The following is a 14,313-nucleotide window of genomic DNA, read 5'->3' on the forward strand; positions in this document are numbered from 1 at the left end:
ATCAGAAAACATAGACAATCCTGACAAATGCATGGACAATTCGATGCAGGCAGGGATAAGGCCCTGTTATTTTAAATACAATTCTATGATTATCAATCTGCTAAAAGCCATTATTCTTTGGCATCATCATATCACCTGCATTCACCGTATAAGTAAGTTCAGGGTAAATGAAATCCAGGCTTCTGTTCTCCTCTCCTCTCAACTTATAAAATTCCGTTTCCTGTTCCTTATCCGCCAATGTCAACCGCTGCCCGCCGGAAAAGTAAGGCTGTCCTTCCTTAAACTGAATATAGGTTTTAGATGTCCGGAAAGTGATGCCCAGCCATTTGTTGCCGGCTGACAGCGGCTTCGCACCTGTAACCGCATCCAGCACAATTTTATGCTGAAACTGCCTATTGGTGTCCAGTGAAAATAATATCACCGAATGGTGTGTCAATGAAAGTTCAGATTCTTCGCCGTTCACTTTATGCTTGATTTTTAGTTTTCTGGTCTGATGTTCAGACAGCGCAGCAGGTTTTTCATAACAGGAAAAGAGCGCTATATAGGAGCCTTCCGCCAAATCCAGGCTTTGGTCTGAATGATAATTCATTTTCGTATAGTCAGTATCGTAGACTTCTATCAGGGCATTATTGAAGTCCGGTACCGGTATTTCTGTCATCGTGGCCTGTATACGTCCGGCAATCAGGCGATGAATGGGCAGAAAATGACAGGCGGGCATATTGTATTTCGTAGTGGTTCTTACTATCGGCACACCATTATCACACATGCCTACCAGATGATTACCCAGCCGGCCTTTCGCGACGGATTCAAAGTCAGTGGCGCTGCTCAATTCAGCGAATAAGTCAGCATCGGTATCAAGGGTTATTTTAGAAAAGTTTGTAGCTGTCATCTTACAATATTGGTTTTTCGTAATCGCCCGCGTTCATACTGAAATGAACCGCTCCATATGCCATCATCTTCTCTGACTGGTTTTCTTCGCGGTAGGCACTTCTCAGGTCTTCCTGCGTGGCTGCTGTCATTTTCTCCAGCGGAATGAAACTGCCCTTGTCTTTGATATAAGTCTGGTTATTCACATGCTGTGCTTCCAGGTTGGAACAACGCACCACGTAGCCCATTCTGGTAGGGATCATGTCAGCATTTAGTATAGATGGCCTGATTTCATGTGTGTACAGCCGGTTGGTAGACAGCGGTATCATAAACACGGAACCAGGATACAACGTCACGCTAAACTCTTTCTCCAGCGTATCATCGTTAACAGTGTTTTTTAATTTGAAGTGGAGTTTTGTAAAGCCGGTAACGTCTTTATAACATCTGTCAAACCTGTCGGTAGTAGAAGGTTTCAGGTGTTGGACATCAACATTGTCATAGAACGTGCAAAAGACTATCAGTCCTTCCGGAGGCATATCCTTTGTTTTATCGGAATGCGCTTTAATCCTGGATTTTATTTCCTTTTCTGTGTCTTCTGTTTTAGCCCTGTTTTCATATATCTGTGCCAATACATGGTTCAGGTCTGTTTTATATTTGAAGACATATTTAACAGCTTCATTCAACACATCGATGATGTAACGGTCTGTGGCCCTGAAGTTATCGGTGGGTCCGGTCAGGTTGCTGGAACATCTTAACAGATGGTAATGCAGTACCTCTTCGTTTTTTTCATTTTCCACTTTACTGACCTGACTGAGATATATACCCTTTCTAAAAGCTTTCGATGGTTTGTTTGATTCCGTTAATTCCTGGAATTCGTGTTCTGATTTTATCTTGTTGAAGAATTGATCATCGGTAAACAGCTTTCTAAAATATACCCCGGCGTGGCTGACAATAATGGGCACTTCGCCAAGTGTGACGATATGTATATGCTCTCCGTTATAATTTTCATAATTATATGAAAGCTCTTTTATGAGATATACAGAGCTACTAGTGTTATTGAGGCCTGCCATGTCACCACAGACATAGATCCTCTTATCACCGCTGTTAGCCGGCATTTCGGCAAAACCGGTTATTACCGTTCCGCAAAACCTGTTGATCAGGTCAAGGGTTTCCGCAGTGGCCGTTTTTTTACCGGGTAAAACAACCAGTATGTTCCGGTCTTTCGTGATTTGGTTTTCAGTCGACAAGGTATTCATGAGCATTTAATATCGCATTTATGCTATTAAAATTAGCATTTTACGGATAAACATTTAAACAATGTTTTGGTTTTTTCATTACAAGATATTATTACTATTCTGATACAAACACATTATTTATACTATTTTAAGAATAGTATAAAAGGGCGGACTTTTGCATTGTCAAATAAAAAAAACAGAAAATGGAATACAGAAAATTAGGACAGTCGCCGCTCGAATTGTCAGCTATCACTTATGGCGCATTTGCGATCGGAGGCAATATGTGGGGAGGGAATGAACGGAAAGACTCGATTGCGGCCATTCATGCCTCTATCGATCATGGCGTTACATCCCTTGATACCGCTCCATTTTATGGCTTCGGGCTCAGTGAGGAATTAATTGGCGATGCCCTGGTGGGTAAAAACCGCAACAAAATGCAGATACTGACCAAATTCGGGCTGGTATGGGACGGTAGCAACGAAGGCAAAGGTGAATATTTCTTCGATGCCACAGAAAACGGGAAAGCGATACCGGTATATAAATATGCAGCGAAACAAAACGTGATAAAGGAAGTCGAAGAAAGCCTCAAAAGGCTAAAGACAGACTACATCGACCTGTTACAACTACACTGGCCGGATGCTTCCACCCCCATCGATGAAACGATGGAAGCCATGCAGGTTTTAATCCGCCAGGGTAAAATCAGAGCCGGCGGGGTAAGCAATTACAGCCTGGAACAAGTGAAAGCTGCCGCCGGCACATTTAACCTCGCTTCCAACCAGGTGCCTTACAGTATGTTGAACAGAAGTATAGAGCAGGACTTACTACCCTATACAACAGCGCATAACATCGGCATCATCGCTTACAGTCCGCTGGAGAGAGGTTTGTTGTCAGGAAAATACTTCGCTGATGCAACATTAAAATCGGACGATCATCGTAACGATTATTTCGGACAGTTCAACCCGGAAAAGGTAAAAGCTCTGTTAGCAGCCCTTCAGCCGCTGGCAGAAAGCAAAAAGGCTTCACTGGCGCAACTGGTGCTCCGCTGGACTTCCCTGCAGCAAGGCATATCCGTGGTGCTGGCAGGCGCAAGGACCGCAGCCCAGGCCGAGAGCAACGCCAAAGCAATGGACATCACACTGACCGCCGATGAACTGCTGTTCATCCGGCAGGAGCTGGCGAAGCACTAACCAGTTTCCAAAAAGAAATAAAAGCACAAACAAATGAACACATCAATTTTTAATAAAATATCCATGTTGGCAGGCGCTGTTATGATAGCTACCCTGCCTGCCCTCGGACAAACGGCCGACACCAGCTGGTATCGCTCCGCCTACGGCCGGCATGACGAAATCGGCGCCGCCAATCTGCTGTCACCGGCAATAGTAATGCAGTCCATCAAACTAGTCAAAACAGGTAAAACGCTGCCACTGGCCGTGCCGGTAGACAAAAACCTGCCGGCGTTCCGGCACCGCAGCTTTCACCTGTACAACATCCAACCTGGCGAACAGGGCGGAAAAACCCTCGGCCCCAACAAATTCAGCTTCAACGACGAACTGGTGAACGCATGGACCGGTGTAGGCACACAGCTTAACGGCATCGGCCACATCGGCATTGACAACGTTTATTACAATGGTAATAAAGCCGTTGATTTTGTTACTGTGGAAGGCGTGAAGAAACTGGGCGTCGAGAAAGTACCGCCAATGGTTACACGCGGAGTGGTACTGGACATGACTACACACTACGGAAAACAAATTGTGCCCGGCGGTATGGAGTTTACCGTTGCGGATATACAGGCGGTACTGAAAAAAGAAGGCCTCACCCTGCGCAAAGGCGATGTAGTACTCTTTAACACCGGTTGGCTGGAGCTGATTGGAAAAGACAATAAACAGTTCCTGGAAGTGGAACCGGGCATCGGCATGGAAGCGGCCAAATGGCTCGCAGAACAAGGCATTGTGGCCTTTGGCGGAGACACCTGGGCATCGGAAGTATACCCCAATCCGGGCACCAAAGAAGAATTTCCTGTCAACCAGTTTATGCTGGCTAAAAAAGGGATCTACAACCTGGAATTGATCGACAGCCGTCCACTCGTACGCGAGAAGGTATGGGAATTTTTGTTCGTATTGGGACAGCCGCTGTACGTCGGTTCCACACAGGTAAATATTAACCCTGTGGCTATTTATTAAACACACTACCGGTACAATGTATTTGCATAGCCCACTCCGGGGAGTGGGCTATCTTTTTATACTGCTTGGGTTTGGCTTTTTTATTTGTAGTTTAAAACCTGTTCTTTCTGAATAAAACTGAGTAAACGTAGGGCATAAAAAAACGCCAGGGTCGTCCCGGGCGCCGCCTTTATTCACTGTAAACGCTATACGTTCAATACGTCGCCTGTCCGATATCAAGGCGGTCAAACTTACCTGCCGGCCCTTCGTGAAACTTAAAGAACACCTTAAATGTGCCCCAGCTGCCGGCTTTGAAATTGCCATATATGTCTTTGCCGCCGTTTTCCACCTTGTCAACAGAGAGGAATTTCTCATTTCCCAATGCCTTTGCAAAGAAGGATTTAAAATCGACAGTATTGCCATCGTCCGTCATGGCAGGATGATCGGTAAAAAAGGAATACCAGCTTTTATCGCCGGCCTGCAGCGCTTCGATCGCTTTTCGTACAGCCGGATGGGTGATTTCAGATATATCCATGGTTTGTTTTTTAGATGATGATTCTTCAGTCGTTTTCCTGGGATGGCTTTGTCCACTGGTGCGCATCGGCATACCCAGCGTTATTACGACTATGACCGGGATGATGTGATACATGGTTACACGTTTTTAAGCGGGTATTGCAGGTAGATGATCACCAGGTTGAGCAGCAGAAAGGGCAGTTCTATCAGTACTCCTTTCAGGTCTCTGTCCTGCAGGTGAAAACAGATAATCAGCAGGATGCCCAATGCCATGAGGAAGTTGCCCCATACAAACGTTCTCGGGAAAAGTGTCAATACTGCTGCCAGTATGGTTATGGCCCCGTTGATCATGACACCGGTCCGGCCCAGGCCCCATTTGCCAAACATCTCCAGCATTTCCGGCTTCCCGGAAAACATGGCATAGCCCTGTTTAAAGCCCATAAATACAGCGAAAAGAATCAATATGGCATTGACGATTTTTAAGATCATGACAAACAATATTAGTAGGGAAAACCAATGTTGACGGTAACAAAGCTCGACAATATAATTTACTGAATTATGGTGAACTTTTCGCTTTTTTAATGGCATGCCAAAAAAGGGACAGCCCGCTCAAATGAGCGGGCTGTCCCTTTTTATGCTAAACAATATCCTAAAACAGTTTACGCCATACATGGCTCATAAAACGAAGCTTCCAGAGGTTACGACGGATGTTCTTCACACTGCCGCGGCGCATTTCCCCGAAAATGGGCGTTTTGTATTGTTCTTCTCCCTGTGTGGCTATCTGTAAAGCGAGGCCAAATTCTTCGTTGAGCGTGGCTATCACCCAGCCCAGGAGCAGGTCGCGTTGGCTGTGGCTGGCGCTGGCATCGAAATTATTGAGGTACACCATTTCCCCCCAGCCGGCGGTCTCCTTGTGGGAAGCGGCCAGCAGCTTCTGCATGAAAGGGCTGCTGCTAATGCTTTTCAGCTGCTCCTGCGATATGCGGTTAGGCCCTTTTACGGTGATTTCACTAAGGAAAAAAGGCAGATTGTCCATATGCCGCAATACGGCATGCAGCTTATCTTCCCCATGATAGGCATGCATAATGCCCGGCTCAAATTCCGCTATTTTGATATCACGGGCCATCTTATCGTCCAGCGACTGGAAAATGCGCAGGTCCAGTCCCTGTGAATCGGTTTTGAACCAGTCAATGTACCCGATATTCAGCTCCTGTAATACCTCCGGGATGGTGCGGGTCATCAGTTTGGTTTCCCGTTCCACTTCGAACTTATCCGCAAAAGCATAAGGCTTCAGATCTTCCGTACGGGGCACCAGGAAGCTGGAGCAGTAAGGCGACTGTGTCAGATAGAACGGCTGCCCGTCGCTGGAGGTGTCTGCCACCACACAGTTAAAAACATACAGTTTCCGGTAATTGTCGTTCTCTTTGACAATGTACCCGTACTTCCGGTCGTCCGGATCAAAGGCAATGCAGACAGCATATTTCGCAATCTTCTTCCACCTGAAATGGATGGCGCCCGATGCTCCGATATCCACCAGTACAGGTGGCTGATTCGTTAATTCCGGTGTATTGAGGACTTTATCTATTAATGACATCTGTATGCTGCTGTTTTTTTAATTGTGGATAACCCGCTGAAATACCGGTAAATATAAGCACCATTCGCAATATATAAAAATAACAATGGGCATCGCTTACCGGCCACAGGCGGGCCTTAGTTACGGCCGTAATACCGGGATTTCTCCAGGAAAGCCGTCACGGCTGCCTGATCGCCATAATTCAGCGTGATAATGTCTTTTATCGCCTGCCCTTTCTTTTTGGCGTGCTGGTAGTACGACTTACAAATGGCATATCCCATGAAATAGCCCAGGTCTCCCATGGTTTTCGTGGTGGAACCGTTGTACAGCCAGTTGGAAAAATCTTCTCCCAGCATTTCTTTTTTGAATGCCGCTTTCAGCTCCTGCTCGTTCTTCCGTCCGTACTGAAGGTAAGAATTCATTAAAGGTTCTTTTAAGATCAGCTCCGTGATAAAATCACAGGCGCCTTCGTGTAATGCCTGTCCCAGCAATATTTTGGCCTCCGACCGTTGCTGGGTATGCACATATTCATGTACTACCACCGGGATGATATTGTCTGTGCTTTGCGCCTGGAAGAAGTTCGCCAGCCTTTTGTCCGGAAACTCGGACACGTCCGTGTATTTATTCCCGGTAGTTATTTCCGTTCCTATCAGGACCAGTGAATCCTGCACGGTGCCCGCCGCGCGTACAGCCGTGATCGTGAAAAAGAGCTTCGCCGGACGAAGATCTGGGTACAACACTTTAAACTCCCGTATATGCGCTTCGATAGCAGGGATCTTGGGTTTTATTTTCAATGTATTTTCCCGGACAGAAGCCCAGAATTTAGGATACTTGTTGACAGCCGTTACCAGCCTGGCCGCATCGAACTTCCTGAGTTGCATGAACAGCCTGAGCCCCTCCGTGCCTTTATCGATGTACAGCGACTGCATCAGCGCAATCTGCCGCGTGGTGTCACTGACCGTCTTTACACTGTCAAAAGCCGTCCAGAAGTTATCAACATCGGAGGTAAACACACGCGGAGCGTCCTGCGCCACCACCCGGACGGAACAGGAAAACATCAGCAGGAATGCGATACAGCAGACAGGAAAACCGGTTTTTCTTTTCATGTAAGGTTTGATTTGTTGGCTGAGGAATTACCAGGTAAAATAAAGAAAAACGGGCATCTCCCCAATTTACAGAAAACAGTATTTTGTGTTATGGAATACTGTAGTTATTTCATCCTATATAAAACGACCAAATTATCCGCCGCTAAAACCCTTGCCATGATGTTCCCGAAAAGGAGGCTGCTGCCTGTTTTTTTACTTTCTTTTATGTCGATGTTTTTCGCTTGCGGCTACAAGCATGCCGACCCTGTAATAGCAGGCCAACAGGCTTATTTCAATGCTATCGCGCGTAACGATGTACCTCTCGGTACGCCACAGGAAGGCGACTGGCGTGCCGCACACAACGAAAAAGCACAGACGTTTGACGCATATAAGGCCGCCCGCCCGGTAAAACCTACGGCTGCCCGGTCAGTGATTTATTTATTGCCCGTGGGTGAATTTACTCCGCTTCAGGAAAAGATACTGGAAGCTGCCAGGGAGTATACCGCTATCTTTTTCCAGCTGAAAACCGTGCTGCTGCCGGCCCATTCAGACAGCGCTTTTCCGGCCGGCACATTCCGGCAGCGGGAAGACGGCCATATCCAGTTACTGGCGCCTTATATACTGGATAGCCTGCTAAAAGGTAATATCCCGAACGACGGTATCACCCTGATGGCCATCAGCGCCCTGGACCTGTATCCGAAAAGCGACTGGAATTATGTGTTCGGTCTCGCCTCCTATACAGACAAGGTAGGCGTATCTTCCATTTACCGGCTACAGGACAAAACACTGGACACATCTAACTATATCACCTGCTTAAAGAGGCTCAATAAAGTCGCTTCACACGAAATCGGCCATATGTTTTCGCTGCGTCATTGCCTTCACGCCCAATGCGTCATGAACGGCTCCAATAACCTGCATGAAACCGACCAGGCACCCAATCGCCTCTGTTCAGCATGTCAGCAAAAACTGTATTGGAATCTCCGGTATGATCATCAAAAAAGGTTGGAGCAACTGGTCAATTACTGCCACCAACAACAATTACAGCCCGAACAGCGCTTACTGCAAAAAGACCTCGACGCCATCAGATAAAATATACATATTGCTCTTTTCCCCCGCATCTCCCTTTTCTCCGGTAACGTTCTCGGTGATTTATATGCCCGAAGGGTTGCAAAGTAACCTGTTTCGGGCGTAATTTGTTTAGAGAAACTATATCAACCAGCATTATACTATAGCATCAGGGAAGCAGAGAAGCAGAAGAAGCCTGTTCACCACGTCTTTCATATACTGACAGTGTCTTCCATGTATTGTGGAACAAAGCACGCCTGATCCGGCCGTATGCCCGGCCGGCAGCGCTTTCCGGCAAACACCGCAAATATTTATCTAACTAATATCCGGGGGAAATATTTATGAAAAAATGGCTACTTCCTTTATTGCCGGCGACACTGTTTATCACCATTGTCACTAACGGCCACGCCTATGCGCAAAATGCTGCTACCGCTACCTGGGCGCTTACTGCTACGCAACAGGTAGCAACTTCGGAAAATATCTCCGCTGCTGCGAAAACGCTCGGCGGCCTGAAGACCGACACGAGCGGACCTCTTCCCCAAATTGCCTTCCCGGGCGCTGAAGGCGCCGGCAGGTTCGCGCAGGGTGGCAGGGGCGGCACGGTATACTATGTCACCAATCTCAATAACTCCGGGCCCGGCAGCCTGCGCGATGCTGTCAGTCAGCCTAACCGCACTGTCATGTTCAAGGTCTCCGGTACCATCAACCTCTTAAGCGCGGTAGTGCTCACTCAGGACAACATCACCATCGCCGGGCAGACCGCCCCGGGAGACGGCATCTGCCTGGCCAACTACGGCATGGGCATACGGGCCAATAACATCATTGTACGGTACATCCGCAGCCGCCCCGGCGATATTATCCTCAATCCCAACGACACCGCAAAAGCGGTGGACGCCATGTACAACAACTTCGGGTCTCCCGTTACCAAGCCCTATTCCAATATCATCATAGACCACTGCTCCATGAGCTGGTCTACCGATGAAGCAGGTTCTTTTTATGCCATTTCTAATTTTACACTGCAATGGAGCCTGTTGAGTGAAAGTCTTTACAAGTCCAAACATGTTAAAGAAACACCGCACGGCTACGGTGGCATCTGGGGCGGACAACAATCTTCTTTTCACCACAACCTGCTGGCCAGCCACAGCAACCGTAATCCGCGTTTCTCCGGCAGCGCCAATACCGGCCAGCCCGAACTGGAGTACGTCGATTTCCGGAACAACGTTATCTACAACTGGGTAGGATCAAGCTATGGCGGCGCAGGCGGCCATCAGAATATGGTCAACAATTACTACAAACCCGGTCCGGCCACCACCGGCAGCCTGAACTGCGCCACCAGCAACCGCCGCCACCGTATCCTGCTCTATACCACTTTCAGCGTGTCACTGGCCGGAGATACCATTCCCGGCGGAAAATTCTATATCAAAGGCAATTATGTTCCCGGTTACCCCTGCGTGGAAGAAACCACCGATACTTCGTCCAATAACTGGACCTATGGCGTGCATCCTGACGGGCAGCCCGGAGCGGCGGCCGCACTGGCCAATGCCCGCGTCGATACGCCGTTCCCTTATGCGCCGGTGACCACACAATCAGCACAGGATGCCTTTGTCTCCGTCACCGCCACCGCAGGCGCTATCCTGCCTCGCAGGGATACCGTCGACAGGCGTATCATCAGAGAAACACGCACCGGTACCGCTACCTTCGGCGATACCAGCTATCATGCGCCAGGGGCGGGCAACCCGTCCGGTATCATCGACTGCCAGAACACCGTCGGCGGATGGCCCACGCTCACTTCTTCCACCTACCCCGATGATACAGACAACGACGGGCTGCCCAACTGGTGGGAGAAAATGAAAGGCGGCGACTCTATCAGCATAGCAGCCAATAGCGTTGACAGTGACGGGTTTACCATGCTGGAAAAATACCTCAACGCTATCCCTTCACCTGACCAACAGGTGACTTTCACACAAACAGCCGGCATCCGCGCCGGCGGAGATACCGTACGCATCAGCTTTGACACCGATTGGGCGAAAGACGTTTTTGCATTCGGTATCTTCCGCTCTACCGACAACACCAGCTTTACGAAGATCGCCACTATCAATTCCAACATCAACCAAACACACTACGCTACTGACTATCCAGCCGCTCCGGCCCAAACGTGCTACTATAAAATCGGCAGCTACCGCCCTAATGGTACCGGTGATACCGTATACAGCCAAACCATCACCCTCGACAACGCGCTGATGATGCGTCAACAGGCCAACAAAGCATTGAGGCACGCCCTATCATCTTCCGTGAACACCCAAAACAGCAATATCACGATATACCCCAACCCCGTGTCAGACAGGCTGACAGTGGGCCATCCGGCCGTAAAAGGCAGGGCAGGCATCACCCTCTACACGGTGGACGGGCAACGGGTAAAAACCTGCATCGCCGCCAACGGCGCCACAACTACCAACATCAACACCGGAGAACTCGGCAACGGCACCTACCTGCTGGTGATGGACAACGGAGGCGTCAGGACAGGAAAGGTGTTCCTAATTTTTAAATGATTGTCATGATGTATAAAAAGGAATTTATCAAACAACTAACCGGCATGTTTGTCTGTATGATGCTGTGGCTGGCACCCGCCGCCACAGCACAGTCACAGGGAAACACTATAACGGGAACGGTTACTTCGGCAGAAAACCGCCAACCACTGCCAGGCGTCACCGTTAGACTAAAAGGCACACAAACAGCCACTATCACCGATGAAAACGGTCGCTATACCCTCAAACTGCCGGCTGCCGCAGACAAACTGCTTTTCTCCTATACCGGCCATGTCGCCCGGGAAGAGAGTATCAGCCACCGCAGCGTTATCGACGTATCTATGGTGATGGAAACGAAGAACATCAGCGACGTCGTGGTGGTGGGTTATGCTACCGTCAGAAGAAAAGACCTTACCGGGGCCGTGTCTTCCGTTAATGCCAGACAACTGAAAGATATTCCTGTCAACTCAGCCGCAGAAGCGCTTACCGGCCGTCTCGCCGGCGTGCAGATCACCTCCTCAGAAGGCAAGCCCGGCTCCGATTTCACCATTAAAGTACGGGGCGGCGGGTCCGTCACACAAGACAACGCACCCCTTTATATCATCGATGGCGTGCAGGTGGAGGACGGATTTGCAGGCATCGCGCCACAGGACATCGAATCCGTAGACGTGCTCAAAGATGCTTCCGCCACCGCGATATACGGCGCCCGTGGCGCCAACGGCGTAGTGATCATCACCACCAAAAACGGAAAAGAAGGTAAAACCATCGTCAGTTACAACGGCACCGTCGGCATACGCCGCCTGCCAAAGGAGCTGAAAGTACTGTCACCCTATGAGTTTGTACAGTTCCAATACGAAAGAAGCCGCGGCCTTACCGCCGACAGCCTTTCCTTTGCCAATATCTACGGGGAAGACCTGGAGAAATACAAGTCCGTTCCCACCATCGACTGGCAGGACAACGTCTTCGGCCGAAAAGCCCTGATGCAGACACATAACGTAAGCATCGCCGGAGGCACCAAAAGCACCCGGTTCAATCTCTCTTACACCAACAACCAGGAAGAAGGCATTATGCTCGATGCAGGACTAAAACGCAACCTCATCAATTTTAAACTGGACCATAAAGCGAATGACAAACTACGTATAGGTCTTAACGTAAGATACAGCGATGAAACCATCAGCGGCGCCGGCTCTTCCAATGAAGGCGCCTCCGCCTACAACGGTCTGCGGCACGCTATCAAATACCGCCCTTTTAATCTCGATAATACCAACGCTGAAGAAGAAGACGATACAGATTACTATAACGATACCAACGCCGGCAACGGTCTCGGTATCATCAACCCGGTGCTGCTCAGCAACGCGCAATACCGGCGAAAATATACCCGCGTATTCAACATCGGCGGTTACCTTAACTACACCTTCAACAAAAATTTCTCTTTCCGCTCCACCATCGGATATGACCGCAACAGCCAGGAACTGAACGCCTTCGACGGCTCCGTCACGTCCAATTCCAGGCTCAACGGCGCCAACCTGCCGCTCATCAGCAATATACTCACCAATCGCAGCTCAATGAACAACTCCAACGTGGTCACCTATACGAACAGAGCAAAAAAAGGGCATCATGTGCAGGCGTTGCTCGGTGAGGAAACATATACCACCCGGTCCAATATGCTGGACAACGAACTGCGTTATTTCCCCGCCGGCATCACGCCGGAAAAGGCTTTTGCGCAGTTCAACCTCGGGCAGACAGTCCCGCTCTTTCCTAAAACAACGGTGCTCGAAAGCAGCCTGTTGTCTTTCTTTGGAAAAATCAATTACGATTACCAGGACAAATATCTGTTCAGCGCCAGTCTCCGCGCAGACGGCTCGTCTAAATTCGCACCGGACAAACGCTGGGGGTACTTCCCTGCCGCAGCGCTCTCCTGGCGGATATCACAGGAAGCCTTTATGCGTGAAGCGCATTTTATTTCCGATCTGAAACTACGCGTAAGCTACGGCCTCGCCGGCAACAACCGCATCGGCGATTATCTCTACCTGAACACCTATGCCGCCAACGCACAATATGCCCTGAACGAACAGATCACACCCGGTTATGCCTCCAATAGCCTGGCCAACAAAAACCTGAAATGGGAAACCACCGTATCACGGAACATCGGACTGGACGCGGCTTTCTTCAAAGACAGACTGCAATTCACCGCAGACCTGTATTACAACAAAGTAAAAGACCTGCTCATTCCTATCCGCATTCCCACCAGTTCGGGCTACCTGGAACAACTGCAGAACGTAGGCACCACTTCCAACAAAGGCATAGAACTGCAACTGGCTGCTACCATTATACAGAAAAATGATTTCAGCTGGACATCCACCTTCAACATTGCCTTTAACCGCAACAAGGTGGAATCGCTCTCCGGATACCTGACACAGTTCTATAAAAACTCCGGTTGGGGCATTTCCGGACAGCCCGCCGATTTCATCATCAGGACCGGCGAGCCTGTTGGTTCCATGTACGGTTTTGTGAATGATGGTTTTTATACCCTGAATGATTTTAACTACGACGCCAGTACGAAAATATACAGCCTGAAACCAGGCGTAACAGACGTATCTTCCGCAATCGGCATTGCACAGCCCGGATGGATGAAACTAAAAGACCTCAATGGCGACGGCATCATCGATGAAAACGATAAAACTATTATCGGCAATGCCAATCCCACCTGCAGCGGAGGCCTTAACCAGCAGTTTTCGTATAAAAATTTTGATCTGAGCGTGTTTTTGAATTTCGTGGTCGGCAACAGCATTCTGAATGCCAACAAAGTGGAATTTACCAACGCCTATTCCCGACATACCAACATGCTGGGCATCATGGAAGACCGCTGGCGCACCATAGACAACAATGGTAAAGTCATACAGCAGGTCATCACGGTTGGCGGCAGGCAGGTGGTTACCGGAGCATCGCCGGAAGAACTGGCGGCAGTGAACAGCAACGCTAAAATATGGATGCCCATCTCCGGCGCCGGCGCTTTCTATCCTACCTCCTGGGCATTGGAGGACGGTTCTTTCCTGCGAATCAACAATATCACCATCGGCTATACGTTTCCGGCGAAATGGCTGGGCAGGGCAAAGATCGGCAGTCTGCGGATTTACGCCACCGGCAACAATCTGGCCGTGCTCACCCGTTACACCGGATATGACCCGGAAGTGAACTCCCGCCGTTCCACGCCCATCACGCCGGGAGTAGATTATGCCGCCTATCCCCGCAGCCGCTCTTTCTTTTTTGGTTTAAATCTGACATTATGAA

General features: G+C 49.1%; 11 protein-coding genes. 5 read left to right on the plus strand and 6 right to left on the minus strand.

The annotated features are described in order from the left end of the window. Positions 1–100: 100 nt before the first annotated feature. Both HGH92_RS06135 and HGH92_RS06140 read right to left on the minus strand, forming a co-directional pair. The gene (locus HGH92_RS06135; RefSeq protein WP_168869859.1) at positions 101–889 is read right to left on the minus strand and encodes an alpha-ketoglutarate-dependent dioxygenase AlkB; all 789 of its coding nucleotides are present in this window, start codon (positions 887–889) and stop codon (positions 101–103) included. Between the two features lies 1 nt (position 890). Continuing rightward, positions 891–2,129, minus strand: coding sequence for a hypothetical protein (locus HGH92_RS06140; RefSeq protein WP_211092541.1), 1,239 nt, complete (start codon positions 2,127–2,129; stop codon positions 891–893). Between the two features lie 176 nt (positions 2,130–2,305). On the opposite strand from HGH92_RS06140, the gene HGH92_RS06145 reads away from it, so the two are divergent. Together HGH92_RS06145 and HGH92_RS06150 are read left to right on the plus strand one after the other, a co-directional pair. Beyond that, positions 2,306–3,289: an aldo/keto reductase gene (locus tag HGH92_RS06145; RefSeq protein WP_168869860.1), complete on the plus strand. Its 984-nt coding sequence runs from the start codon at positions 2,306–2,308 to the stop codon at positions 3,287–3,289. 33 nt (positions 3,290–3,322) lie between these two features. After that, positions 3,323–4,282, plus strand: coding sequence for a cyclase family protein (locus tag HGH92_RS06150; protein ID WP_168869861.1), 960 nt, complete (start codon positions 3,323–3,325; stop codon positions 4,280–4,282). A gap of 193 nt (positions 4,283–4,475) precedes the next feature. Here the strand turns inward: HGH92_RS06150 and HGH92_RS06155 are convergent, their stop codons facing one another. The 4 genes from HGH92_RS06155 to HGH92_RS06170 all read right to left on the minus strand — a co-directional run bounded on the left by HGH92_RS06155 (position 4,476) and on the right by HGH92_RS06170 (position 7,453). Further along, positions 4,476–4,910, minus strand: coding sequence for a hypothetical protein (locus tag HGH92_RS06155; protein ID WP_211092542.1), 435 nt, complete (start codon positions 4,908–4,910; stop codon positions 4,476–4,478). Between the two features lie 2 nt (positions 4,911–4,912). Then, a complete protein-coding gene (locus HGH92_RS06160) occupies positions 4,913–5,263 on the minus strand; it encodes a DoxX family protein (RefSeq protein ID WP_168869862.1) in 351 nt (116 codons plus the stop codon). A 160-nt stretch (positions 5,264–5,423) separates the two neighbouring features. Continuing rightward, positions 5,424–6,368 (minus strand): FkbM family methyltransferase, encoded by a 945-nt coding sequence (locus tag HGH92_RS06165; RefSeq protein WP_168869863.1) that lies wholly within the window; start codon positions 6,366–6,368, stop codon positions 5,424–5,426. A gap of 116 nt (positions 6,369–6,484) precedes the next feature. Next, positions 6,485–7,453 carry a DUF2268 domain-containing putative Zn-dependent protease gene (locus tag HGH92_RS06170; RefSeq protein ID WP_168869864.1) on the minus strand — a complete coding sequence of 323 codons (969 nt, stop codon included), beginning with the start codon at positions 7,451–7,453 and terminating at the stop codon, positions 6,485–6,487. Positions 7,454–7,657: 204 nt separating this feature from the next. Here HGH92_RS06170 and HGH92_RS06175 point away from each other — a divergent pair, with 204 nt between their 5' ends. The 3 genes from HGH92_RS06175 to HGH92_RS06185 all read left to right on the plus strand — a co-directional run bounded on the left by HGH92_RS06175 (position 7,658) and on the right by HGH92_RS06185 (position 14,312). Then, complete coding sequence (locus HGH92_RS06175) at positions 7,658–8,521, plus strand: archaemetzincin (RefSeq protein WP_168869865.1); 864 nt, start codon at positions 7,658–7,660, stop codon at positions 8,519–8,521. A 317-nt stretch (positions 8,522–8,838) separates the two neighbouring features. Further along, positions 8,839–11,046 (plus strand): T9SS type A sorting domain-containing protein, encoded by a 2,208-nt coding sequence (locus HGH92_RS06180; RefSeq protein ID WP_168869866.1) that lies wholly within the window; start codon positions 8,839–8,841, stop codon positions 11,044–11,046. A gap of 5 nt (positions 11,047–11,051) precedes the next feature. Then, the gene (locus HGH92_RS06185) at positions 11,052–14,312 is read left to right on the plus strand and encodes a SusC/RagA family TonB-linked outer membrane protein (protein WP_211092543.1); all 3,261 of its coding nucleotides are present in this window, start codon (positions 11,052–11,054) and stop codon (positions 14,310–14,312) included. Position 14,313: the final 1 nt, after the last annotated feature.

The sequence above is a fragment of the Chitinophaga varians genome, assembly GCF_012641275.1.
Classification (GTDB): domain Bacteria; phylum Bacteroidota; class Bacteroidia; order Chitinophagales; family Chitinophagaceae; genus Chitinophaga; species Chitinophaga varians_A.

Excerpts from the sequence above, each read along its gene's own strand:
- HGH92_RS06135 (WP_168869859.1), bottom strand. The coding sequence starts at position 889 with ATGACAGCTACAAACTTTTCTAAAATAACCCTTGATACCGATGCTGAC.
- HGH92_RS06140 (WP_211092541.1), bottom strand. The coding sequence starts at position 2,129 with ATGCTCATGAATACCTTGTCGACTGAAAACCAAATCACGAAAGACCGG.
- HGH92_RS06145 (WP_168869860.1), top strand. The coding sequence starts at position 2,306 with ATGGAATACAGAAAATTAGGACAGTCGCCGCTCGAATTGTCAGCTATC.
- HGH92_RS06150 (WP_168869861.1), top strand. The coding sequence starts at position 3,323 with ATGAACACATCAATTTTTAATAAAATATCCATGTTGGCAGGCGCTGTT.
- HGH92_RS06155 (WP_211092542.1), bottom strand. The coding sequence starts at position 4,910 with ATGTATCACATCATCCCGGTCATAGTCGTAATAACGCTGGGTATGCCG.
- HGH92_RS06160 (WP_168869862.1), bottom strand. The coding sequence starts at position 5,263 with ATGATCTTAAAAATCGTCAATGCCATATTGATTCTTTTCGCTGTATTT.
- HGH92_RS06165 (WP_168869863.1), bottom strand. The coding sequence starts at position 6,368 with ATGTCATTAATAGATAAAGTCCTCAATACACCGGAATTAACGAATCAG.
- HGH92_RS06170 (WP_168869864.1), bottom strand. The coding sequence starts at position 7,453 with ATGAAAAGAAAAACCGGTTTTCCTGTCTGCTGTATCGCATTCCTGCTG.
- HGH92_RS06175 (WP_168869865.1), top strand. The coding sequence starts at position 7,658 with ATGTCGATGTTTTTCGCTTGCGGCTACAAGCATGCCGACCCTGTAATA.
- HGH92_RS06180 (WP_168869866.1), top strand. The coding sequence starts at position 8,839 with ATGAAAAAATGGCTACTTCCTTTATTGCCGGCGACACTGTTTATCACC.
- HGH92_RS06185 (WP_211092543.1), top strand. The coding sequence starts at position 11,052 with ATGATGTATAAAAAGGAATTTATCAAACAACTAACCGGCATGTTTGTC.